This is a genomic window from Paracoccus onubensis, assembly GCF_003591515.1.
GTDB classification, from domain to species: domain Bacteria; phylum Pseudomonadota; class Alphaproteobacteria; order Rhodobacterales; family Rhodobacteraceae; genus Paracoccus; species Paracoccus onubensis.
This window is the reverse complement of the sequence record NZ_QZCG01000008.1, coordinates 27,825-50,999: the sequence shown is the minus strand read 5'-3', so window position 1 is coordinate 50,999 and position 23,175 is coordinate 27,825. Positions and strand designations below refer to the sequence as shown.

The window sequence follows — 23,175 nt, the reverse complement described above, 5'->3', positions numbered from 1 at the left end:
CTTTATCCTCCTCAATTAACGTAGTCGCGACGTTCGGCGGTCAGCCGTTCAACCTGCGTGGAATCCAGCGTGGGATGGAAATTCGCGGGCAGATGAACCGCTCCGTCACGGAACTGCATGGGTTCGGCGAACAACCGATCCCTTGGCTTCAGGAAGCCATTGAATTCGCCGGCATTACGGACGACGCTGCGGGCGATGCATGCCTCCATCCAATTGTGGATTTCCGAGCCCAGACCGTCACCCAGCACCGGCTCCATGCCATGAGCGCGCACTGCCTCCAGCCCTTCCCGCAGCCGCTGCAATCCGCCGAAGCGCTTTAGCTTCAGCTTGCAGAAGCCAACGCCGGGGATAGTGCCGGCGCGTTCGATATCCTCCAGCGCACAGATCGGCTCATCAAGCATCAGCGGCACTGTCGAGGCTGCGGCCACCGCGCCATTCGCCTCCCAGTCTTCGGCAGGACAGGGTTGTTCGAAAAGCTCGATCCCGGTGGGATCGAGCGCGGCGGCAAAACGAATGCCCTCATCGCGGCTGAACCCGCGATTCGCGTCAAGGCGCAACGTGGCGCGCCCGGCAACCGTGGTCTGGATCGCGGCCACCCGGGCAAGATCTGAAACCATATCCTTGCCGACCTTTACCTTGAAGGTCCGAAAACCCTGCGCCAGCCATTCCTCAATTTCCGCCGGAATCCGGGAAAGATCGGTCTGGTTGATCGGGGTCAGAAGCGGCAGTGTCGCGGCCTCCGTCACGTCAAGCAGCGGATGACGGCCCAGATGTTCAAGCGCGGTGGCAAGCGTCGTGGCCGCGACTTTGCTCTGACCGAACTCCTCAAGCACCTGCTCCAACGCTTCGGCCGGTTCTCGCCCACATGCAGCCCGCAGGTGGCGGTCAAGGAATGCCCAGGCCCCATCGCGCGTTTCGTCACTCGATCCCGGCGAGACGTGGCCATCGGCAAAACCGCAATTGCCGTCCTCATCCTCAAGTTCAAGCAGGAAAGGCTCGAATTCCTCAAAGGTGCGGTAGGACAGGCGATAGGGGCGGATAAGCGGCAGGTTCAATCTGCGTAATACGGCTTTCATAAGTCTCGGCACCGGGTTCCTCCTGAGAGTCTGCCGCATTTTCCAACCGCTCTTTCCGCGATCGAAGCGGCGTAAGACGCGGGCGGTATGGTTGGTTATTTAGTAGTTGCGTTAGCGACTACTCTACCCTAACCTTTGCCATGCGTTCCCCGCCGATGCAACAGCATTGTTGTCGGGGAAAGCGCGAAAAGGGAGGAAGACATGAGAGCTTTGATGAAGGCGGCCGTGCTTGCGGCTGCAGCCGCAGGCTTGACCGCTCCTGTCGCGGCACAGGACTACCCTTCGGGCGACATCCGCTACATCCTGCATGTGAAACCCGGCGGCGCGACAGATGTGATGGCACGGCGTCTGGCGGATGGGCTACAGAAGGCATTGGGGGTGAATGTCGTCGTCGAGAACCGCGACGGCGGCAGCGGCGCGCGACAAATGGCACAACTCGCCCGGGCCAAGCCGGACGGCCAGACCATCGGTTCGGTCACCGCGTCCCATCTTGGCATGTTCCTGCAATCGAATACTTTCGACGCGGATTCGGTGACATGGGCCTGTAACATGGTACTTGACCCATATCTGCTTGCCGTCCGGTCCGACAGCGGGATCGATTCTCTCGCCGATCTGGTCGAGAAGGCAAAAGCTGCACCGGGAGAGTTGTCCGTCGCCGGTTTTGGCGAAGCTTCAGGCGGACAGGTCGCCTGGCAGATGTTTGCCGATTCGGCCGAGCTTGGCGATGGCGACATAAACTGGGTGCCTTACAGCAGTGTCGGCGACGCGGTGGTCGCAACTCTCGGCGGCCATAACGATATCGCAATCGCCTATACCGACCTTGTTCAACAGCATGTAAAGGCGGGCACACTCAAGGTGATCGGCGTCATGTCGACGGAACGCCTGCCGAAATTCCCCGACGCGCAGACTTATGCCGAGGCTGGCTATCCGGTTGATACCACATGGCAGCAGTTCCGGGGTATCGTCATGCCGGCCGAAACCCCGGCCGAGATTCAGGACGCGCTTTGCGGTGCGGTCCAAGAGGTCATGCAAGCCCCTGAAATGGTAAAATATATCGAGGATTCCGATCTCGTTCCGGGCTTCATGGCACATGAGGAGTTCACCGAATTTGTGCATGCGCAGGACGAGGCGGCAAAGACCTGGACCGCAAAGCTCGGCATCGCGGGTAATTGAGCAATGAATAGTCAGGACATAGCCTTGACCAGGAACATCAAGCACAAACAACAGGTTGAAAACCCCACGCGGACAGAGAAAAGCCTCCGCCTGTCGGGCCGAACGGTCGATATCATCGTCTGTCTGGCGCTTTTGATCATGGGAATTTGGTTCGTGGTGGAAGCGTTACATATGCCCTCGGGCCGCGAAGCTCTGGATCCCGGCACCTTCCCGATCATTGTCGGAGGAGCGCTTGCGCTCTTTTCCCTCTTGCAACTTGGCCTTTCGATCTCGGCGCGCGGGCAATGGGCGGCGGTCGAGGTGCAACGCCCGCTCTGGCTGGTGATCAGCATGGCGATGATACTGGCCTTCCCGGCCGCCGTGGAAAGGCTGGGCTATTATCCCGTCGCGGTGATCTGGGTGCCGGTCTTCGGCTGGATCGCCGGCATCCGCAGCCCCGTCGGACTTATTGCCGCCACGCTGATCGTTCTGGCGCTCGGGAAGTTCGTTTTCGAGATGCTGCTCAGCACACCGCTGCCATGACCGGAGGTTGGAAATGATCGAGAATTTTCTGCATGCCGCGGCGCTGGTGCTGACGGTCAAAGTGATGGGCGCACTCTTTTTCGGGGTACTGGTCGGTTATTTCGTGGGAGCCATGCCGGGGCTGACATCCTCCATAGGGATGGCGCTGCTCATTCCCTTCACCTTTGGACTTGAACCCATCCCGGCCATTGTCATGCTGGTGTCGATCTACATGGCTTCGGACTATGCTGGCGGAATCCCGGCGATCCTCGTCAACGCGCCGGGTCAGCCGGGTTCTGCGGTGACCGCCTTTGACGGGTATCCGATGTGCAACCGGGGTGAATCTGGTCTTGCACTCAACCTTGCAATCATGGCGTCGGGGGCAGGGGCGTTCATCAGCTTGCTGCTGCTCGTCGTCTCGGCTCAGGTAATGGCCTCATCCGCGCTTGCATTCGGGCCATCGGAATATTTCGCACTGGCAATCATCGGATTGTCCCTGATCGGAGTGCTAAGCGCCGGTTCCACTCTCAAGGCAATCATCGGGCTCTTGTTCGGACTGACCGTCGTCACCATTGGCATTGACCCGATCCGCGGCACCGAACGTTTCGTTTTCCACCCCTATCTGATCGACGGAATTCCCTTTCTGCCTGCACTGATCGGGCTTTTCGCGCTTTCCGAGGTCTTCGTGATGATCGAGACGGCGAATGACAGGATCGACCGGGTAAAGCACGCATCTTCGGCCAACCATTCGCTGCGCACATTGATGCCCTACCGGCGGACGGTGCTGCGCTCGTCGCTGATTGGTTATCTCATCGGGGTAATTCCCGGGGCAGGCGCCTCGATCGCTTCATTGGTCAGCTATGGTGTGGCCAAGAAACTGTCGCCCAGCGGCGCGAGCTTCGGGACAGGCAATCCCGAAGGGATCGTCGCCTCCGAGGCGGCCAACAATGCTTCGGTTTCGGGGGCGCTGGCGCCACTCCTGTCTCTTGGCATTCCCGGCTCGGCCAGTGCGGCGGTGCTGATCGGCGGGCTGACGATTCAAGGGCTTCAACCTGGACCCCTTCTTTTTGCAGACAATCCCGAGATCCCTTTCTCGATCTTCGTAAGCCTGCTGGCTGGCCTGCCGATCATGCTGCTGATCGGTCTCTTCGGCGCAAGGCTCTGGGTGCAGATCACGCGTATTCCACGACCGATCATCGCCACGGTCGTGGCTTCGATCTGCATGCTTGGATCCTATGCCGCCGCGAATGACACTTTCGAAATGATGGTGACGGCCACCTTTGGGGTGATCGGCTATGTACTGCGCCGTTGCGACATTCATCCCGCGCCGATCGTGCTGGCCCTCGTGCTGGGCGAAATGCTGGAAGCAAATCTGCGCCGGGCGATGATTCTGGCCAACGATAACTTGCTGACCGTGATTTCACATCCGATTACGGCGGGGCTGATCCTTGCCTCGATCCTGGTACTTGCGTCACCGCTCTTCGGGCGGAAGCCAGCCGCAAGCTGAACCGATGACCCCTCCGGCATCAGGAACCACCATCGCCGTCCCGGCTGCGGTGCTGGCTCTGTCGGCGGGGTCGCGGTCGTGGTCCGTACAACACCAGAGACCTGCCAAGGGCCGGCGATTCCAAAGGAAGGTCAAAAGACATGCAGGATTGTGCAAGTCCCGAACTGCTTCGTCCGCTTGGCGGTGGAACGCCGGGTAACCATTATCTGAGCCTTGCCGCTGCGGAAGCCCTGTACGGGCCGCTTTGCCATTTACCCAGATCGCTGCTGGTATTGGCCGAGGATATTCTTTGGCGCAAAAACGGGGATGCCGCCCGGATCGAACTTGACGCGCTACGTGCCGCCGTGACCGGAGACATGAATGCTGCCCCGATCTCCTTTGCACCGGGCCGGGCGCTTTTGCAGGACTTCCTTGGCATTCCGTTGATGACCGATCTCGCTTCGATGCGCGACGTACTTGCGCATGCAGGGGCCGAACCTCACCGGTTGGAGCCACGGATCCCGGTCGACTTCGTGGTCGACCATTCGCTTTCCGTCGAGATCGCGGGCCGGTTCGATGCATTGCTTCGCAATCGAGAGATCGAATTTCAGCGAAATACCGAACGCTTCGAATTCATTAAATGGTGCGAGAATGCGTTCGAAACGGTTCGGGTGATTCCACCCGGCCGCGGCATCATGCATCAGGTCAATATCGAATGGCTAAGCACCGTGATCCGGGACACGCGCATTGCCGGCCGCCGGGTTCTGCGCCCCGATACGATGATCGGAACCGACAGCCACACCACGATGGTCAACGCGCTCGGCATTCTCGGCTGGGGTGTCGGCGGGATCGAGGCAGAAGCCGCGATACTTGGCCTGCCGCTTGGGCTTGAAGCGCCGAGAGTAGTGGGGCTGGAATTGCGGGGCGTGCTGCCTCGCGGCGCGGCGGCGACTGATCTCGTGCTGCATATCACCGCTTTTCTACGCCAGATCGGCGTGGTCGGCGCCTTTGTCGAAATGCACGGATCGGGGCTTGCCGGCCTATCGCTGGCCACCCGCGCGACCATCGCAAATATGGCCCCGGAATACGGCGCCACTTGCTGCTATTTTCCAATCGACCGGGCAACGATTGCCTATCTCGCCATGACCGGGCGCAGCGGCGATCATCTTGCCGAGATAGAGAACTATGCCCGCGTGCAGGGTCTCTGGTCCGAAACGGGCGAAGCGGCAACCGGCCTGACTGAAAATCACGTCTTTGACCTTGCTACGGTCGAGCCGGTCATGGCAGGACCAAGCCGCCCCGAACAGCGGGTGACGCTTGGTCAGGTGCCGGCATCCTTCGATGCGCGGCTCGCCGCTCTGAAGGTGGACGAACCGGCTGCATCCGGGACATTCGGCCACGGCGCGATAGTCATCGCTGCGATCACAAGCTGTACCAACACCGCCAATCCCATGCTGATGATCACAGCCGGGATGCTTGCTCGCAATGCTGCGGCGCGAGGGCTGACGCCAAAACCGTGGGTCAAATGCTCGATGGCGCCGGGTTCGCGCGCGGTTACGGATTATCTCGACGCCGCCGGCCTGACGCCTGCGCTCGAGGCTCTGGGTTTCCACACGGTCGGCTACGGTTGCACCACCTGCAATGGAAATTCCGGGCCGCTTGATCCGGAATGGCAGAGGCAAATCACCGAAAACAACCTTGCCACCGTCGCGGTTCTGTCCGGTAACCGGAATTTCGAAGGACGCATTCATCCTTCGGTAAAGGCCGCCTATCTTGCATCTCCGGCGCTGGTGATCGCGGCGGCAATCGCGGGATCGATCTCGGTCGATCTGTCGCACGATCCGCTGGGTGTGGATGCAAAGGGCCGCCCGGTGCATCTTGACGAAATCCTTCCTGACCCCGATGAGGTCGAGGGCGCGGTGCGGCGTTTCGTTACCGCCGGACGTTTCCGCGATACGTATTCATCGGGGCAGATGATGACGGAAGACTGGCGCTTATTGCCCGCCCCCGCCACCGCTCGTTTTCCCTGGAAGGATGACAGCCTGTTCATCCGTTCTTCGGATTTTCCCAAACTTCCGCCGGCATTCGATCCACAAACGGGCGCCGCGGGAATGCGGCCGCTCCTCGTGCTGGGCGATGGAATCACCACCGATCATATTTCGCCCAACGGGGCGATCCGTCCTGGCACGCCGGCAGCGGAATGGCTGACTGAACGTGGCGCAACGCGACCCGGAAACTATGGTCTGCGCCGCGGAAACCCCGCGATTTGCGCACGCGGAATGTTCGACAATCCACTTCTTGAAAACGCATTGGCTGGCGGGCTTCGCGGCAATCTCGCGCCCGCTGCCTCTGGTGAGCCCGTTCCGGTCTGGACCGCCGCGCAAGAGCGAATAGCGCGCGGCGAAAGCTCGATCATCGTTGCCGGACGCAACTATGGCGCCGGTTCATCGCGCGACTGGGCGGCGAAAGGATTGCGAATGCTGGGCGTCGTCATGGTTCTGGCGGAAAGCTTCGAACGGATCCACCGCAGCAATCTGGTCGGGATGGGCGTAGTGCCACTGACCTTTGCGCCGGGCTGGAACGCAGCGCGAATTGCCCTGACAGGAACGGAATTGCTCGATATTTTGCCCGAAGCCATGTTCGCCCCCCGTTGCCGGATGCGGTTACGGATCCGCCGCGCACAAGGAACCGGGCAGGAAAGCGAAATCCTGTTTCCCGTCAGGCTGGACGTGCAATCCGAGTCGGAAATCGAGACCCTGCGCGCGGGCGGCATCCTGCCACAGATCCTTGGCCGGCTGCTGGATGACGCTGCCTGACAGAAAGGATGCATCGCGAAAGATTATGGCATCTCCAGGGTGACAGACCTCGCGGCAGGATTCCGGTTTATTTATCCTCAGCCTATGCGGGTTCAAGTAGCGTGACGCGCTGGTCGTCTATGAAACCGGTGTAAATGTCGCCACGGCGGAATCCCGGGCTTGACAGACAGGCGATCAGAAAGTCCCGATTGCTCCGCAACCCTTCGATCGCGATCCCCTGCAGTGCCGTGACAGCCCGGTCGCAGGCATCTGCGCGATCCCGTCCATGCGCAATCACCTTCGCCAGCATCGGATCATAATAGGGCGTCACAACATCACCCTCGCGATAGGCGCTGTCGATCCGCAAACCCTCTGTCTCGGCCGGAAGCTGGAAGCGGGTAAGGGGTCCCGGCGAAGGCAGGAAATTCTTTTCCGGCATCTCGGCATAAAGGCGGCATTCGATGGAATGGCCGCTTGGCGCGATTTCGGTCTGCGCCATCGGTCCAAGATCTCCACGGGCAAAACGCAACTGCATCTCGACAAGATCAAGACGGGTGACCATCTCCGTCACCGGATGCTCTACCTGGATGCGCGTGTTCATCTCGAGGAAAAAGAACTCGAAGCTCTCGACATCGACGATGAATTCCACGGTGCCCGCACCGCGATAGGTGGTGTGGCGGCAAAGCGCAACCGCAGCCGCGGTCATCCGTTCAAGAGTTTCAGGCGGAAGCAGAGGGGCAGGGCTTTCCTCGATCACTTTCTGAAATCGCCGTTGCAGCGAACAGTCACGTTCATAAAGGTGAATCGCACCCGCCGCCCCGATACCGAAAACCTGAATTTCGACATGGCGGGCCTTGGGCACGTAGCGCTCCAGGAATACGCTGCTGTTGCCAAAAGCTCTGCCGGCCATGGATTGCGTGGCGGTGACAACCCGGTCGAGCTGATCCGGGCCGTCAATCTGACGCATACCGATCCCGCCTCCGCCGGCCGCAGCCTTGACAAGCAGCGGATAGCCCACCTGCGCGGCTTCGTCAGCCAGATCGCTGTCAGGGCCGATCACACCCGAACCCGGAACCACCGGCACACCGGCCGCAGCGGCCAAGGCGCGTGCTTGCGCCTTGTCGCCCATGGCGCGGATCGTTTCGGGCGCAGGGCCAACCCAGGTAAACCCTTCCGCCACGACACGGCCCGCGAATTCGGCGCTTTCGGACAAGAACCCATAGCCTGGATGTATCGCATCGGCACCGGTCTGCCTTGCGGCTGCCAGCACTTTTCCCATGTCGAGATAGCTTTCACGTGCGGGTGAGGGGCCGATAGCCACGGCAATATCTGCCTCTTCCACATGAGCAAGCGTGGCATCCGCCTCTGAATAGATCGCAACGGTTTCGATACCGAGTTTACGGGCAGAGCGGATCACCCGGCGCGCAATCTCGCCACGGTTGGCGATAAGCAGCCTTCGCATCGCGATCAGGCCTCGAGACGGGCGACGACCGTGCCTTCGGTCACTGTGGCGCCCTCTTCGAACAGGATTTCGTGTAGCACACCCGGCTCGGGCGCGGATACGGGTATCTCCATCTTCATGGATTCAAGAATCATGATCGCCTCGCCCTCGTCGATCCTGTCACCCGGCTTTGCCTCGATCTTCCAGATATTCCCTGTGATCTCGGTCTTGATGTCGATGATTGTCACCTCGGTCTCCTCCTTCGCTCCGGCACAAGATCGCCTTTCTTGAAAAGAGAGATAGCATGAGGTATGCGTAGTTGCAATAACAACTACTTTTGGGAATCAACTCAGGTGACGCAAGGCCGGTCCTTCGTCAATCCGGCCGCTGCGTGGAATATCCGCCTAGCATCACATGCCCTGAGGATAAGCGAGAGGAAGAGAATCAGGATTTCGAGGGTCGCCATTAGTTGTTCCGTTTGCTACTCCTATCAAGTCCGGGACATGGCGCGGCCCGCGCATAAGCTGCAATCAGCAGTACGGGGAATACCGCAATTGCACTGTCGTCAGAACCGGTCCTGACTGGCAGAGACGGAATGCCCCGGCTAATGGACGGATAGAATGAAATGCAAGGTGAACCATGACGGCACGAGTGTCAGAAGCAAGCAACGCCCCTGCGGATGTAATTTCCGATCTGCGCAAGCTTGGGCTAACGGAATATGAAGCCCGGGTTTATTTCCAGCTGCTCTGCGCAAGCCCGGCAACGGCCTATGAGATCGCCAAAGCCGCAAATCTGCCGCGACCGAACACCTATAACGCGCTGGAAAGCCTCGTGCAGCGCGGCGCGGTGCTGCCGGTCAGCGAATCCCCCGCCCGCTATGTCGCGGCACCGCCCGAGCAATTCCTCGAGTCGGTCGCGCGACGAACCAGTACACTTTGTACCGCAATCACTTCGCGGCTGAAGGATGTCGCGCGGCCGATAGATGACCAGTATGTCTGGACATTACGCGGCGTGACCAATGTGCATGACAAGATCGCCTCCCTGATCGATGGCAGTCAGGAGTCGTTGATGATCAAGGCCAGCGATGAGATCCTCCGCCGCCATACCGACAGCCTGCGCGCCGCCGCCGAGCGCGGAGTCGAGATGCTGATGGTCCTTTTCGCCAGCGATGTAAGCGAATTTCGCTTCGGCCCCAACTGCAAGGTCTACAGCCACGAGGGCAACGGGGTCCGAATGGGCAAGACCGATAACCTGTTCACCATCGCGGCCGACCATGTAGAGATGGTAACGGCTCAGATCCTCGAGGTCGTGGTGGCTGTCCATACCCGCAATGAACCAATCGTCACCATGGCCGAATCCCTTGTGCGACATGATTTCTACATGGCCGAGATTTTTCAGCGTTTCGGCCCCCAGATCGACGACGCTTTCGGCCCCTATTTACGCGATTTGCGGCTGGCCTGCTTTACACCGGCGCAGGCGGATTCATTCCGGCTGAAGACCGGTATCCGCGACTGAGGCGGCACGAATTCGGCGATGACCTTGATTTCCGCGCCAGACACCGGCCATCAGACCGGAAACCGGTGATGGCCGATGCAGTTGCTGAAATCATGATCGGGCCGGCTTGTGGCGTGGGCGCAGCCCGGGGAACCCACGTCCCCGCAGCGACGCACCGGCGGTTTCGGTCACGAACAGCAAGGCGACCGCCCCGACCACGCAAGCGCCCATCATGTAATAAGCCGGTATCAGATGACTTCCGGTTTTCGCAACCAGCCAGTCATTGATCAGCGGCGCGGTTCCTCCGAAAAGCGAAGTCGACACGTTATAAGCAATCGCCAGCCCCGCATATCGCACATGGGTGGGGAACATCGCCGGGAAAGTGGCCGAAATGGTGGCCAGTTGCGGAACATAAAGCAGACCCAGCACCGCAAGGCCGACAAGGGCACTGACCGGCCCCCGCTCCATCAGCTGGAACATCGGTACGGCGGCGATGAACAGCCCGACGATGGAAAACCACCACAGCGCCTTGCGCCCGTAACGATCCGAAAGGGCGCCCGCAAAGGGAAGCAGCACCATCATCGTCAGCATGGCCAGCAACGGCACCAGCAAAGAGGCGTTATTTCCCATCTTCAGCGTCGTGCTCATGAATGTGGGCATATAGGCCAGCAGGACATAATTGACGACGTTCAAGGTCACCACAAGCCCGCTCAGCAGCAGCAGCGGTTTCCAGTATCCACTCAGCAATTCCCGCAGCGGCACGGTTTCGTTCTCTTCCTGCTCAGCGGCCTCAGCCAATTCGCGGAATACCGGCGTGTCCTCCATTTTCGACCGCAGATACAGCCCCGACAGGCCAAGCGGCGCCGCGATTAGGAAGGGCAGACGCCATCCCCATTCACCCATCGTTTCATCCCCAAGAACAAGCGAGCAGCCCAGCATCAGGAAGGCGCCCAGCGAAAAGCCGGCCAGCGTCCCGAATTCAAGGAAACTGCCGTAATAGCCGCGCTTGTCGTCGGGGGAATACTCGGCCATGAAGGTTGCCGCCCCGCCATATTCGCCACCGCTGGAAAATCCCTGCACCATGCGCAGGATGATCAGCAGCACCGGCGCGGCCCAGCCGATGCTGTCATATGTGGGCAAAAGGCCGATGCCCAATGTCGCCACCGACATGATGATGATCGTCCAGGCCAGAACAGTCTTGCGCCCCAGCCGGTCGCCCAGGGGGCCCCAGAACAATCCACCCAGCGGGCGAACCAGAAACGAAATCGCAAATGTCGCAAGCGCAAACAGCGTCGCCTCTGCAGTGCTGCCGGGAAACAATGCGGCCGAAATATAGGTCACGCCATATGCGTAGACCCCGTAATCAAACCATTCTGTCGCATTTCCGATTGCCGATGCCGCAATTGCACGCCGCAGCAACGCAGGAGAGGCCTCCTCTGAAGCCAGTGCTGGATTGTCCATGATACCCCCTAAAAAACAACTAGTTAAATTGGATTCTACATTTGAATATTTGTCACCCCGAGGATTAACTATCCACGTTCGACTGCGGCTGTAAAGATGAATATTATAGAATTCTGCCTTCGGACGACAGAAAATTTTATCGCGGTCATGCCTGCGGGGTACTGAACTACCTGCGATGCGGAACCGGAATCCGCCGATCCTGACGGCCTGTGTCTTGTATGATTTTCACATCCGGGAAAGCCGCTCTTCCGGGATCAGGCCTGAAGCGATCCGGTTGCGGTCCGGCTCGGCCATGATGTTGTCCAGCGCGGTTTGCGTCAGCGGCGTGCGGGGAAGAAATTCCGGCAGGTGACGACGGCGCAGGCTGTCGCTTCGCGCCGGTATTCTTCGATGACCTGACCACGACACCCGCGCTTACCCGGATAAGGGACATACCGGTCTTCGTCGCCTGCCACGATCCCGGCCCGGCGGCTGGAATGAACCGGTCATAGCGGGCGATCAAGCCCTGAATTGACCGTTGGGATAGCGCGTTCCAGCCGATCAAGGCGCTTCTTGCCGCCGCTGACAAGCGCCCGCTCTCGCAGAACCTCCAGATAATCCGGTGTCAGGCGGCAGTTGCGATACAGTTTCAGCAGGCTGCTGCGCGTGGCCTCCCCCGTCACGATGCTGCGCATGGTTTTGCTAAGCACCTTGCCGTTGCGCAGCATCAGGGCGGTCTTGTGATCGGCATGGCGCAACGGAATGTGACAGGAATTCGCGGGACTGAACCGTTCGCAATGGCGCCGGTCCAGTTCCACTTTCGGATCGTAGAACAACCAGACTTGCGCCGCCGAGGCCGATTCCCTGGCGGCATCGTGAAACGCGCCATCCCAATCCGCCATCCGCCCGGAAAGATAGCGGCCATCCCAGCCGGCAATCCGGCTTGAAAGGCTGGACTGAGGTGAAAACGCCGCCACTTTACAGCCCGGCGCCAGGGATGAAAAAGCCGCAGCCCCATATCCGCCCATCGAGGTTCCGAACATGGTTACAGACTGGAACTGCCGGAAAAAGCCGCTTTCCTTGAGCGACAGCAGATAACGATGCAACCCGTCATTGCGATACCAGGCGGGAATGAAGGTCATTACTCCCAGATGCGACCAGCCCGCCTTGCGGACGAAATCATAGCCCCAGGGATCACGCGCCACGGGATTTTCACGGGCCGAGGACAGATTGTCGAAGGAAACCAGCAGATGCTCGTGGCTGCGCGCGGCATGTACGCATGCATAATTCGGCATCGAATGATAGAATCCATGCGCCTGTCCCGATAGCCGGAAATCCCCCAGCCAGCCGGGCGCAAGGCTTTGGCGCGGCAGGTTTTTCCCCTCGGTATCTGCGGCCCTGTCCGCGCCATCTTCTTCGGATTGGTCATCCTGTTCCGTTCCGGCCCAGGTCTCTTCTTCATTGTCAGGTTCTGCCTCGCGCGCCGTCAGTTCGGACGCCCAATGCATATTGCTTTCATCCTGAAACGGCCGCGTCGTCGCCACCCCGACGGGAACATGCCACTGGAACATCGATGCTGGAGGATGCTTGCCCTCCAGAAACAGCGCGATGGCCTGACGCGCCTGCGGATCCTGACCGGCCAGCAACCGGTCCAGCCGTGATCCGAATTCGGCGATCACGGCCTGATGCGCGTGCAGGATATCCGGGAATTCCTGAAACAGATCCTGTCGCAGCTTGTCCAGCTTCTGACAGCTGTCCTGCGGCAGGATGATATCGATAAAGTTGAAATTCCACCGGAAGAACTGGGTTATCGTGGCTTTCAGCATATCCGGTGTTATGAACGGCAAATCTGGACCCGCGCCCACATGCCGCAGCAGCCAGGTTTCCGGGTCCTGCGACACATAGGAAACCACTCGCCCAAGACCAAAGCCCGGCGCCTCCCGCGGAGCAAGCCAGCCACCCTCGAGAAAACGGCCCTCGGTATCGTCGCCGGCGCCGTTCAGCCAGATCAGAGGCTCTTTCCGCTTCGCGAATTTCGGTTTCAGAATCGGTCGCCCGGATTGTAACCTGCGGGCGACCGAGGGGCGGAAAAGCGATCGCATTATCGTTGCCAGCAATGGCCCGCGCCGCCCGTCGCTCGTTCCCCGTCCGAACCGTTGGCACAGCAATTCCCCTGAATGACGCCGCTGCCCCGAGCTGCCGACAATCTGGCAGGTCAGGCTCAGCACATCGGGGGCCTGCGGCAGCGCCGCGAACAAATCCCCCAGCATGCCGTCGCCGGTCTCGATATGCACGAAATCTTCGGGCATCAGCCACAACAGGTATTCGGCATCCTTTCGGCCTTCCTGCAGAATGGCCTCTGTCGTCGCGCGCTGCCGCGTATTCGCCGCAGCCAGACCCGGATGTGCGCTTGGGCGATAGCTTATCAGTCCCGCATTCTCCAGCGCGCGGCCCAGCGCATCCGCCTGTTCGTTCGCGCTGTCGCCATATACGGTAATTCGATCAAACCCGATGCGGCGATGATGCAGAACCCATTCAACCAGCGTCGGTCCGGAATCGTTCATCAGCATATGCAGGCTGACATCGGGCTGCCCGGTCTGCTTTGAATGGTCGATAAGATTGTTCATTTTTCTACAATGCAACAAGAGTAACTGAAAACCGTGCGGTCAGGCCATATTGATGAAATTCGCAATTTTGAAATACCCTTTACGGGTATAATGGTCGCTATCCACGAATTCCTCGGCCGGGACCAGTTTTTCCACATCTATGAAAATGGCCCCAGGATGAGCCTCGCAGAATTCCCGGCACATGGTGTTATAGACGGCCCGCGCCCCGGACGTCCGGGCGGCCTGCTCACCGATCTGTTCGGCTGCGCCCAGGATGAACAGTTTTGCATCAGGCCGCATCAGGCCGATGGTTTTCTCGAAACTCCGCCGCACAAGGTTCAGCCGCTGCGCCTCATCCAGATCCAGATGATGTAAATGGTTCAACATCTGAATGGCGGTCTTCGGCTGCCGGACAAGACCAAACAGGCGTTTCGGCGGGATCGTCAGCAGGTAGCGGTCCGTCTCGTCGGGAAAGCCATAGGTGAAAAGATTCTTCGTCAGGAAAGCGAAAAACATCGACAGAATGATCACATCCGATGCCTTCAGGCTTTTGTCCAAAGCCTCCATCTCGGCAAGATTATGCCCCGCCACATGGTTCAGAGCCCAGTGATTTGCAATCCGCTGTTCACGAGGGTTCAGGAAGAACCCGGCATCGTCATAGCGGACGATAAGGCCGTCATCATCCGGCTTGTTGACGAATTCATCCCGTTCGCTGCCGCAATAGAAGGATACCTGTTGCAGGTCGCATCCGCCGACAAGGCAAAGCTGCCCCCCGGCATTCGCCGCCGCATCGCCGAATTCGTCGACCTGCCGGATCCATCCCACTTCCGCGGGGATATCCAGCGAATTGGCCACAGGCTTCGCGATCTCGAATTCGGGCCGTTCCAGATGATTCCAGACCCATTGCTCGACCCCCATATTCAGGGTGCGGCAGGAAAAGGCGAAATGATGCACGACCGTGCCGTTGAACCTGCGGCGCAGGCAGAAAAATCCGACCAGCCCGTAATCGCCGTATTTGTCCCTGACATGGATCAGCCCGGCATGAACGCCGGGAATGCGCAGAAGCTCCTGCAATTCGGCCTTCTGCTCATCGGTCGTCACCCGCTGCTTGGTAAAGTTCAGCTGGTTCGTGCGATTGATCAGCTCATAGACCCGATCCATCCGATCTTCGAAATCCGCGATGATCTTGATCTGGATATCGGATTGCCGCAGAAACTCCTCATTCGACAGGTTGCCGGAAATCTGCGCCTGTTCCTTGGTTTCTAGAACACGGTATTGCTGCAAACGCGCGTGATCGCGGTCATCCTTGCCCCGCAGCTGAGGCAACCCGGCCAGCCCGGAAAGATCGGACTGCGACCCATCTGTCGAGCCGGTGGCATCCAGGCAGGCGATGCGGGGCGAGAAATATTTGACCTCTTCAAGGTTCAGGTGATTGTCGTCCAGAAACAGCGCATTTTCATCGCGAAGCTGCATCCGTTCCAGGATCGACCTGACGGCCTGACCTTTCGGGCTCCATTCGATATGCGGAAATACGAATTTATCCCAGACGCCCAGCCTGACCAGTTCGGCTTTCGCCTGCTCGAAATCGTTCTTGGAACAGATCGAGCACATGATCCCGCGATCGACAAGCGTATGTACCAGATCGATATGCGCTTGGACCGGTGTGATATCACCTTCGGATAATGTGCCGTTCCAGAAGGTCTCATCCAGATCCCAGATGACGACCTTGACGTCTTTGTCAATAATCGCGAAGCGTGGATCACTCATATACATCTCCTGAACTCATAAACAGAGCCCCATTACCGCCAACCATTCACAAGCTCCAGCGCCGTTATCATATAACGTTAAAATAATCGCGAAGGACAACCGCCGGCCCCTTGCCCTGCCGGACAATCGCCGCGACCCGGGAGCCTGCGCCTTGTCGTCACTTCCAGTTCATAAGATTCTTCTGTCGGTGTTTCTGGACATTTTGCCAGGGCAACTCTTCGGAATCCACGGTCATCCTTGCCGACGCGGCAAGGATCATCTCATGCGAGGTCGGTCTGAGCCGCGCGTTTCCCGGGGGCGGACCGCTTCGCTCTTTTGCCATTGCCAGCGCCGAGCGGGCGATTTTCTCGTTTCCAAGGCTGCTGACGGCCTTTGCGAAACGCGGCAGAAGATGCGCATGCCTTCCCTCGCCGATCCTGGCTTTCATCGCATATAGATACCATGGCACGGTGCGGCCGGCGCGATAGATCCGGGCGAATTCCTGTGGCGACATCCTTCCCGCAACAATCTGCCGCACGACCGTCGACAAAAGCCCGGCCCGGCGCAGGAACAACGCGGATTTATGCCCTGCATAGCGCGCCTTCAGGTGAACGACATTCGGCGCGGTAAAGCGGTCTATATGGCGTTGATCAAGCTGGAAGCCCGGATCGTAGACCAGAAAAACCTGTCCCGCGGCGGCGGATTCAGCGGCCCCGTCGGCGAAAGCCCCGCTCCAATCCGCGCGGCGGCCTGCGGGAAACCGGGTTTCCCACGGCACCAGTTCGGGTTTCAGCGTCGATTGCGGCGAAAAGGCGATCACCGTGCAGCCGGGTGCCAGCGAGGCAAAGGCGCATGCCGCATATCCCCCCATCGAGGTGCCGGTCATGACGACCTTTCCGAACCGCCGGAAAAACCCCTGATCCCGCAGATTTTCCAGATGATCCAGAACCCCCGGATTTCGGTACCAGTCGGCCCCGAAGGTCATTACCCCCAGTTGCGACCATCCATTCTTGGCAACAAAATCATAGCCCCAGGGCAGACGATCCAACGCATCTTCGGCGGCGGAAGAGACATTGTCGAAGCTGACCATAAGCACATTGTCGCCCCGGTCGGTGAACACAGCGCCGAAACCGTCGCCGGAGATATAGCTGCCGCTGCGATGACCCGATCGTCGGAAATTGATCAGCCATCGGGGCGCGGGTTCGGCGCGATCCGCTTCAGGCTCAATATCGTGGCTGCTTGGATTGATCATATACTCTTTGCTCCGCCATCGAAACATGAACGCTAATCGTTAAAAAAATGAAAACCCGGGCGTGCTTCCGTGCTATTTTATCCGGTTTGCCTCTGCCGTTGCAAGCCGCGATTCCGATGTCTTGCCGTCACGCCCTTCTTCAGCGGCATTGCCGGGCGCGGGCCTCGGCCCCGCTGCCGATGGCGGGGCGTTTGCACATGGCGCGAAGCTTGCCACCGGGATGGACCTAACCGATCACCTGCGTCAGGGCATCCGCCGCCTTTCGCAGGTCATCAAGATGCGTCAGCCCCTGTTCCAGCGTCAGTCTCTGGTGAGGGGCGTGAAACGACACGGTCGCCGCTAGATCTCCGTCCTGACCGGGAACCGGAACGGCAATCGCGATCATTCCCTGAACAAATTCTTCGTTATCGGTTGAGTAACCCTGATCGCGAATGCGATCCAGCTGTTGTCGAAGCTGGGCCGGATCGGTGATGGAGTTGGCCGTGTAGGCCTGCAATTGAGCGGTCGCCAGAAAGCGGTCGAGAAGTTCGGGCGCCATATGGGCAAGGAAAACCTTGCCGGCCGAGGTCGCATGCAGCGGCACGCGCGAGCCGACATGCAGCTGGATTCTCAGCGGCCATTGGGTTTCGACACGATCGACATAAATCATCGCATCGGTGTCGGGGATGGAAAGGTTGCAGGTCTCACGGATGCGCTCGTTCAGCCTGATCAGGATTTCACGCTGTGCCAGATTGTGCTGACCCAGCCGCATGACTCCCAGCATCATTTGCCGCAGTTTCGCGCCGGGAAGGTAGCTGCGCCTGTCGATATGCCGGATGAGAAAGCCTTCTTCCTCCAGCGTTGCGACAAGTCGGTGGATCGTCGGCTTGGGCAAGTTCAAAGACGCGTTCAGCTCCATAACCGTCATCGGTCTTGAACTTAACGCAAGCGCCTCAAGAATAAGCAGATTTCTTAGACTTGTCGCGGGTTTTTCGGGTGTTGCAGAGACCGGCATTCGAACTTCCTTTTTGCGCAGCGACAACCTAATCGCTCTTTGCATGATCGTCTACTTGTCCAAAAAATGAGACTGATAGTCTCATTTTTGCGTTGACTCTGCATATCCGCCAATGTCAAATCCGGTCCAGATCGTCGCGAGGAGGCGGCGGTGCAGGCATGAAGATGTCAATGACAACCGTCACAACGCATGGGAGGGCGTAATGTCGGACGCAGCTTTGACCGGCTATTCCAAAGGGGTAGTTACTAACGATGTGCGAAAGGTCGCATTGGCAAGTCTCATCGGGTCCACGATCGAGTGGTATGATTTTTTTCTCTACGGCGTGGTTGCCGGAATCGTCTTTAACGAACTTTTCTTTCCTTCCGACGACGCGACGATTTCAATTCTTCTGGCATATGCGACTTTCGCGGTGGGTTTCGTCGCCCGTCCGTTGGGGGGCCTGATCTTCGGTCATTACGGAGACCGGATTGGCCGGAAGACCATGCTGGTGATTTCCCTGCTGCTGATGGGCGGCGCCACGGTCATGATCGGGCTTTTGCCGACCTATGAGAGCATCGGCATCCTGGCGCCGATATTGTTGCTGATCCTGCGTGTCGCACAGGGTATCGGAATCGGCGGAGAATGGGGCGGCGCGGTCCTGATGGCCTATGAATACGCGCCGCAGGGAAAGCGGGGCTTTTATGCGTCCATCCCCCAGATCGGGCTGTCGCTGGGCCTGTTCATGGCAGCGGGCGTCATGGCGCTGCTGACCCTTTTGCCAGATGACGCTTTCATGGCCTGGGGCTGGCGCTCTGCTTTCGTGGCCTCGATCATTCTTGTTTTCCTTGGCACATGGATCCGCGCCACGATCAACGAAAGCCCCGAATTCGAAAAGGCAAAGGCCGAATCCCGTGGGCGTGATCAGGGCCTGCCCATCGTCACGATGCTGAAGCGCTATCCGGCCAATGTGCTGCTGGGCATGGGCGCCCGGTATATCGATGGCGTGTTCTTCAACATCTTCGCGGTCTTCTCGATCGTCTACCTGACGCGTTACGTCGGGATGGAGCGGTCCTTTGCCTTGTGGACTGTCTGCGGTGCCGCAGTCGTGATGATTTTCTGCATTCCCTTCTTTGGCCGGCTGTCCGACCGGATCGGTCGCCCGCGCATCTATGCGATCGGCTCGTTTCTTCTGGTCCTCAGCGTGTTTCCCGCATTCGCATTGATGTCCAGCGGCGATCCCTTCCTTGTCATCCTTGGGATCGTGCTGCCGTTCGGTATCGTCTATCCGATGTGCTACGGCCCCGAGGCGGCGCTGTTCGCGGATCTTTTCGATCCCACGGTCCGCTATACCGGCGTCTCATTCGTTTACCAGTTCTCGGGAATATTCGCGTCAGGCATCACGCCGATGATCGCAACGGGTCTGATGGCTGTGAACGACAACGATCCCTTCTGGCTGTGCTGCTATGTCGTCTTCGCCGGCATCGTATCGATGATCAGTGCCATCCTGATCGGACGACGCCCCCAGATCTGAAAACGGCAGGGACCTTTGCGGGTCCTTGCACCCAACAGCCGCCTTGGAAGGAGTATAAGATGAGTCAGGCACCGGACAGTGCGGATTACGTGGTGGTTGGCGCGGGATCGGCCGGCTGCGTGGTCGCCAATCGCCTTAGCGAGGATCCGTCGATCACTGTGACGCTGATCGAAGCGGGAGGCCGCGATTCCAGCCCGTGGATCCACATTCCCGTCGGATATTTCCGGACCATGGATAATCCCGCCTTCGACTGGTGTTACCGCACAGAGCCCGATGCCGCTTTGGGTGGCCGTTCCCTGCCCTGGCCGCGCGGCAAGGTTCTTGGCGGCTCGTCTTCGCTGAACGGATTGCTTTACGTCCGCGGCCAGCGCGAGGATTACGATCACTGGGCGCAGCTTGGCAATCGCGGCTGGTCCTGGACGGATGTCGCCCCGATCTTCGAGGAACTCGAAACCTTTCAGCGTGGCGGGGCCGAGGGCCGGGGCACGAGCGGTCCGCTACAGGTATCCGACCCGCGCCTGCGTCGGGAAATCTGCGAAAGATGGATCAGGGCGGCGAATGCGAACGGCATCGAATACAACCCGGATTACAACGGTCCCGTTCAGGAGGGCGTCGGACATTTCCAGCTGACGGTGAACAAGGGCAAACGCTGCTCGGCGGCCACCGCATTTCTGAAGCCTGTTCGCGACCGCGCCAATCTGTCGGTCGCAACCCGGGCGCAGGTTCTTCGCGTGGTGGTCCGCGACGGTGTGGCGACAGGGGTGGAAATCGCCCGTCCCGATGGTAGCAGGCAGGTGATTACCGCGCGTCACGAGGTCATTCTTTGCGCGGGGGCGATCGGCTCGCCCCAGATCCTCATGCTGTCCGGTATCGGCGATCCGGAACATCTTGCCTCGCATGGTATCGGGACGGTTGCCGCCTCTCCGGAAGTCGGCCTGAATTTGCAGGATCATCTTCAGGCGCGATTGGTATTCAAATGCCATGAGGCGACCCTGAATGACGAGGTCCGCAGCAGCTTCAACAAGATGAAGATCGCTGCCGAATATGCCATGTTCCGCACCGGCCCCATGACCATGGCGGCCAGTCTGGTCTTCGGCTTCATGAAAACCCGCCCCGAACTGGCGACGCCGGATATCCAGTTCCATATTCAGCCATGGTCGGCGGACAGTCCGGGCGAAGGCGTACATCCCTTTTCGGCATTCACCCAGTCGGTCTGTCAGCTTCGCCCGGAAAGTCGCGGGTCCGTCGCATTGCGCTCGGCGGATGCAAGGGACGCGCCGGTGATCAATCCGAATTATCTTGCGACCGAAACGGACCGCAATACCATCGTCGCCGGCATCAGGATTGCCCGCGCCCTCGCCAGAACCGAGCCGCTGAAATCGGCGATCTCGGAAGAGTTCAGGCCAGCGGCGGATCTGGACGGCGATGATCAGCTTTTGGCCTGGGCGCGGCTGAATTCGACCACCATCTATCACCCCACGGGCACATGCCGGATGGGCACCGACGGAAAAGCGGTCGTCGATCCGCGATTGCGGGTGCGTGGGGTGCGCGGTCTTCGTGTCGCCGATTGTTCGATCATGCCGCAGATCGTTTCCGGCAACACGAATGCTCCGGCCATGATGATCGGCGCGAAACTGGCGTCGATGGTTCTGGAAGACCGCCCGGTCACGCGAATGGCGGATGAGCCGCGCGATCCGATTCACAATGTAGCATAGGAGATTCAGGATGCGAATGACGACTGAGGAGTCTTTTGTTAAGGTATTGCAGCTTCACGGTATCGAGCATGCGTTCGGGATCATCGGTTCTGCGATGATGCCTGTGAGCGATCTTTTTCCGCGTGCGGGGATCCGTTTCTGGGACTGCGCGCATGAGACGAATGCGGGTCTGATGGCGGATGGTTTCACGCGCTCGACGGGAAAGATGTCGATGGCGATCGCGCAGAACGGGCCGGGGGTGACGGGTTTCGTGACGCCGGTCAAGACGGCCTATTGGAACCATACGCCGCTTTTGCTGGTGACGCCGCAGGCGGCGAACAGGACGATCGGTCAGGGCGGGTTCCAGGAGATGGAGCAGATGCGGCTTTTCGCGGATTGCGTCTGCTATCAGGAAGAGGTGCGCGACCCTTCGCGCATTCCCGAGGTGCTGAACCGGGTGATCATGCAGGCCTGGCGCAACTCGGCGCCGGCGCAGATCAATATCCCGCGGGATATGTGGACGCAGGTGATCGATGTGGATCTGCCGCAGGTGGTGGCGTTTGAGCGGCCCTCGGGCGGCGAGCAGGCGGTGGCCGAGGCGGCAAGGCTGCTGTCGGAGGCCGATTTCCCGGTGATCCTGTCGGGGGCGGGCGTGGTGCTGTCGGGGGCGATCCCCGATCTGGTCGGGCTGGCCGAGCGTCTGGATGCGCCGGTCTGCAGCAATTATCAGCATAATGACAGCTTCCCCGGCGCGCATCCGCTGGCCATGGGCCCTCTGGGCTATGACGGCTCGAAGCCGGCGATGGAGATCATCGCCCAGGCCGATGTGGTGCTGGCGCTGGGCACGCGGTTCAATCCGTTCTCGACCCTGCCGGGCTATGGGATCGACTACTGGCCGAAGGAGGCGAAGATTATCCAGGTCGATATCAATGCCGACCGGATCGGGCTGACCAAGAAGGTGACGGTGGGTATCCAGGGCGATGCGGGCAAGGTGGCGCGGAGCGTTCTGGCGCAGCTTTCGGAGAGCGCCGGCGATCAGGGGCGCCAGGAGCGGCGCGATCTGGTGGCGCAGACCAAATCGCGCTGGGCGCAGGAACTGTCGAGCCTGGATCACGAGGATGACGATCCGGGCACCGAATGGAATGCCGGCGCGCGCATCCGCGATGCCGGGCTGATGTCGCCCCGTCAGGCCTGGCGGGCGATCATGCAGGCGGTGCCGAAAGACGCGATCATCAGCAGCGATATCGGCAATAACTGCGCCATCGGCAACGCCTATCCCAGCTTCGGGGCGGGGCGCAAATATCTGGCTCCCGGCCTGTTCGGCCCCTGCGGCTATGGCTTCCCGGCGATCCTGGGCGCCAAGCTTGGCAATCCCGGCACGCCGGTGATCGGCTTCGCGGGGGATGGCGCTTTCGGGATCTCGATGAACGAGATGACCGCCTGCGGGCGCGACGACTGGCCGGCGATCACCATGGTGATCTTCCGCAATTATCAATGGGGCGCGGAGAAGCGGAACACGACGCTGTGGTACGACAACAATTTCGTCGGCACGGAACTGGACCGCGGCACCTCTTATGCCGGGATCGCGCAGGCCTGCGGGGCGCGGGGCGTGCAGGTGAGCTCGCAGGAAGAGCTGACTTCGGCGCTGCATGAGGCGGTCGAACGGCAGATGGCGGCGCGGGAGACCACCTTTATCGAGGTGCTGCTGAACCAGGAGCTGGGCGAGCCTTTCCGCCGCGACGCGATGAAGAAGCCGGTGGTTGTGGCGGGGATCGATCCCGCCGATATGCGCCCGCAGCAGGGCGCTGCATGAGCCCCCCCGCATGACGCTCCCCGCATGAGCGGCGCCGGCGGGATGTCCGCTGGCTCTCTTTCCGCGGGCTGGCGATCATGAGGAGAACGGCCCCGCTCCCCTCGCGGCCCGCTTCTTTCGCGGCATGTGCCGGGGGTCGTCTGTCCCGGATTTG

Annotated in this window: 17 protein-coding genes; 8 read left to right on the top strand and 9 right to left on the bottom strand. The window is 59.9% G+C overall.

Annotation, left to right across the window (positions count from 1 at the left end):
* Positions 1–11 precede the first annotated feature (11 nt).
* Positions 12–1,088 (bottom strand): mandelate racemase/muconate lactonizing enzyme family protein, encoded by a 1,077-nt coding sequence (locus D3P04_RS12400; RefSeq protein WP_182912830.1) that lies wholly within the window; start codon positions 1,086–1,088, stop codon positions 12–14.
* Positions 1,089–1,277: 189 nt separating this feature from the next.
* Between D3P04_RS12400 and D3P04_RS12395 the strand changes: the two genes are divergently transcribed.
* The 4 genes from D3P04_RS12395 to acnA all read left to right on the top strand — a co-directional run bounded on the left by D3P04_RS12395 (position 1,278) and on the right by acnA (position 7,052).
* Positions 1,278–2,249, top strand: a complete 972-nt coding sequence (locus D3P04_RS12395; protein ID WP_119749336.1) for a Bug family tripartite tricarboxylate transporter substrate binding protein — start codon at positions 1,278–1,280, stop codon at positions 2,247–2,249.
* Positions 2,250–2,273: 24 nt separating this feature from the next.
* Positions 2,274–2,771 carry a tripartite tricarboxylate transporter TctB family protein gene (locus D3P04_RS12390; protein ID WP_182912829.1) on the top strand — a complete coding sequence of 166 codons (498 nt, stop codon included), beginning with the start codon at positions 2,274–2,276 and terminating at the stop codon, positions 2,769–2,771.
* A 13-nt stretch (positions 2,772–2,784) separates the two neighbouring features.
* Positions 2,785–4,257, top strand: coding sequence for a tripartite tricarboxylate transporter permease (locus tag D3P04_RS12385; protein ID WP_119749332.1), 1,473 nt, complete (start codon positions 2,785–2,787; stop codon positions 4,255–4,257).
* Positions 4,258–4,397: 140 nt separating this feature from the next.
* Positions 4,398–7,052, top strand: a complete 2,655-nt coding sequence (gene acnA, locus D3P04_RS12380; protein ID WP_119749330.1) for an aconitate hydratase — start codon at positions 4,398–4,400, stop codon at positions 7,050–7,052.
* An 82-nt stretch (positions 7,053–7,134) separates the two neighbouring features.
* On the opposite strand, the gene D3P04_RS12375 is transcribed toward acnA, so the two are convergent.
* Positions 7,135–8,493, bottom strand: coding sequence for an acetyl-CoA carboxylase biotin carboxylase subunit (locus tag D3P04_RS12375; RefSeq protein WP_119749328.1), 1,359 nt, complete (start codon positions 8,491–8,493; stop codon positions 7,135–7,137).
* A gap of 5 nt (positions 8,494–8,498) precedes the next feature.
* Entirely contained in the window at positions 8,499–8,720 is a 222-nt protein-coding gene (locus tag D3P04_RS12370; RefSeq protein ID WP_119749326.1) for an acetyl-CoA carboxylase biotin carboxyl carrier protein subunit, read from the bottom strand.
* A gap of 403 nt (positions 8,721–9,123) precedes the next feature.
* Between D3P04_RS12370 and D3P04_RS12365 the strand changes: the two genes are divergently transcribed.
* Complete coding sequence (locus D3P04_RS12365) at positions 9,124–9,987, top strand: TrmB family transcriptional regulator (protein WP_182912828.1); 864 nt, start codon at positions 9,124–9,126, stop codon at positions 9,985–9,987.
* Positions 9,988–10,077: 90 nt separating this feature from the next.
* On the opposite strand, the gene D3P04_RS12360 is transcribed toward D3P04_RS12365, so the two are convergent.
* The 6 genes from D3P04_RS12360 to D3P04_RS12340 all read right to left on the bottom strand — a co-directional run bounded on the left by D3P04_RS12360 (position 10,078) and on the right by D3P04_RS12340 (position 18,004).
* Entirely contained in the window at positions 10,078–11,427 is a 1,350-nt protein-coding gene (locus tag D3P04_RS12360; protein WP_119749322.1) for an MFS transporter, read from the bottom strand.
* Between the two features lie 225 nt (positions 11,428–11,652).
* Positions 11,653–11,835: a hypothetical protein gene (locus D3P04_RS23110; protein ID WP_147391927.1), complete on the bottom strand. Its 183-nt coding sequence runs from the start codon at positions 11,833–11,835 to the stop codon at positions 11,653–11,655.
* A 77-nt stretch (positions 11,836–11,912) separates the two neighbouring features.
* Complete coding sequence (locus tag D3P04_RS12355) at positions 11,913–14,033, bottom strand: glycosyltransferase family 2 protein (protein ID WP_119749320.1); 2,121 nt, start codon at positions 14,031–14,033, stop codon at positions 11,913–11,915.
* Positions 14,034–14,072: 39 nt separating this feature from the next.
* On the bottom strand, positions 14,073–15,779 hold the full coding sequence (locus D3P04_RS12350) for an HAD-IIIC family phosphatase (RefSeq protein WP_182912827.1): 1,707 nt from the start codon (positions 15,777–15,779) through the stop codon (positions 14,073–14,075).
* Between the two features lie 157 nt (positions 15,780–15,936).
* Entirely contained in the window at positions 15,937–17,010 is a 1,074-nt protein-coding gene (locus D3P04_RS12345) for a hypothetical protein (protein WP_119749316.1), read from the bottom strand.
* 226 nt (positions 17,011–17,236) lie between these two features.
* Positions 17,237–18,004, bottom strand: a complete 768-nt coding sequence (locus tag D3P04_RS12340) for an IclR family transcriptional regulator (protein ID WP_119749314.1) — start codon at positions 18,002–18,004, stop codon at positions 17,237–17,239.
* A gap of 202 nt (positions 18,005–18,206) precedes the next feature.
* On the opposite strand from D3P04_RS12340, the gene D3P04_RS12335 reads away from it, so the two are divergent.
* From D3P04_RS12335 to xsc, 3 genes are read left to right on the top strand one after another with little or no spacing between them, the layout of a single operon-like run.
* Complete coding sequence (locus D3P04_RS12335; protein ID WP_119749312.1) at positions 18,207–19,514, top strand: MFS transporter; 1,308 nt, start codon at positions 18,207–18,209, stop codon at positions 19,512–19,514.
* A 59-nt stretch (positions 19,515–19,573) separates the two neighbouring features.
* Positions 19,574–21,229 carry a GMC family oxidoreductase gene (locus tag D3P04_RS12330; protein ID WP_119749310.1) on the top strand — a complete coding sequence of 552 codons (1,656 nt, stop codon included), beginning with the start codon at positions 19,574–19,576 and terminating at the stop codon, positions 21,227–21,229.
* Between the two features lie 10 nt (positions 21,230–21,239).
* The gene (gene xsc, locus D3P04_RS12325) at positions 21,240–23,021 is read left to right on the top strand and encodes a sulfoacetaldehyde acetyltransferase (RefSeq protein WP_119749308.1); all 1,782 of its coding nucleotides are present in this window, start codon (positions 21,240–21,242) and stop codon (positions 23,019–23,021) included.
* Positions 23,022–23,175 lie beyond the last annotated feature (154 nt).

Bases quoted from the DNA above. Each gene is read 5' to 3' on its own strand.
- D3P04_RS12395 (WP_119749336.1), top strand. From the start codon at position 1,278: ATGAGAGCTTTGATGAAGGCGGCCGTGCTTGCGGCTGCAGCCGCAGGC.
- D3P04_RS12385 (WP_119749332.1), top strand. From the start codon at position 2,785: ATGATCGAGAATTTTCTGCATGCCGCGGCGCTGGTGCTGACGGTCAAA.
- acnA (WP_119749330.1), top strand. From the start codon at position 4,398: ATGCAGGATTGTGCAAGTCCCGAACTGCTTCGTCCGCTTGGCGGTGGA.
- D3P04_RS12375 (WP_119749328.1), bottom strand. From the start codon at position 8,493: ATGCGAAGGCTGCTTATCGCCAACCGTGGCGAGATTGCGCGCCGGGTG.
- D3P04_RS12360 (WP_119749322.1), bottom strand. From the start codon at position 11,427: ATGGACAATCCAGCACTGGCTTCAGAGGAGGCCTCTCCTGCGTTGCTG.
- D3P04_RS12355 (WP_119749320.1), bottom strand. From the start codon at position 14,033: ATGAACAATCTTATCGACCATTCAAAGCAGACCGGGCAGCCCGATGTC.
- D3P04_RS12350 (WP_182912827.1), bottom strand. From the start codon at position 15,779: ATGAGTGATCCACGCTTCGCGATTATTGACAAAGACGTCAAGGTCGTC.
- D3P04_RS12345 (WP_119749316.1), bottom strand. From the start codon at position 17,010: ATGATCAATCCAAGCAGCCACGATATTGAGCCTGAAGCGGATCGCGCC.
- D3P04_RS12340 (WP_119749314.1), bottom strand. From the start codon at position 18,004: ATGCCGGTCTCTGCAACACCCGAAAAACCCGCGACAAGTCTAAGAAAT.
- D3P04_RS12335 (WP_119749312.1), top strand. From the start codon at position 18,207: ATGTCGGACGCAGCTTTGACCGGCTATTCCAAAGGGGTAGTTACTAAC.
- D3P04_RS12330 (WP_119749310.1), top strand. From the start codon at position 19,574: ATGAGTCAGGCACCGGACAGTGCGGATTACGTGGTGGTTGGCGCGGGA.
- xsc (WP_119749308.1), top strand. From the start codon at position 21,240: ATGCGAATGACGACTGAGGAGTCTTTTGTTAAGGTATTGCAGCTTCAC.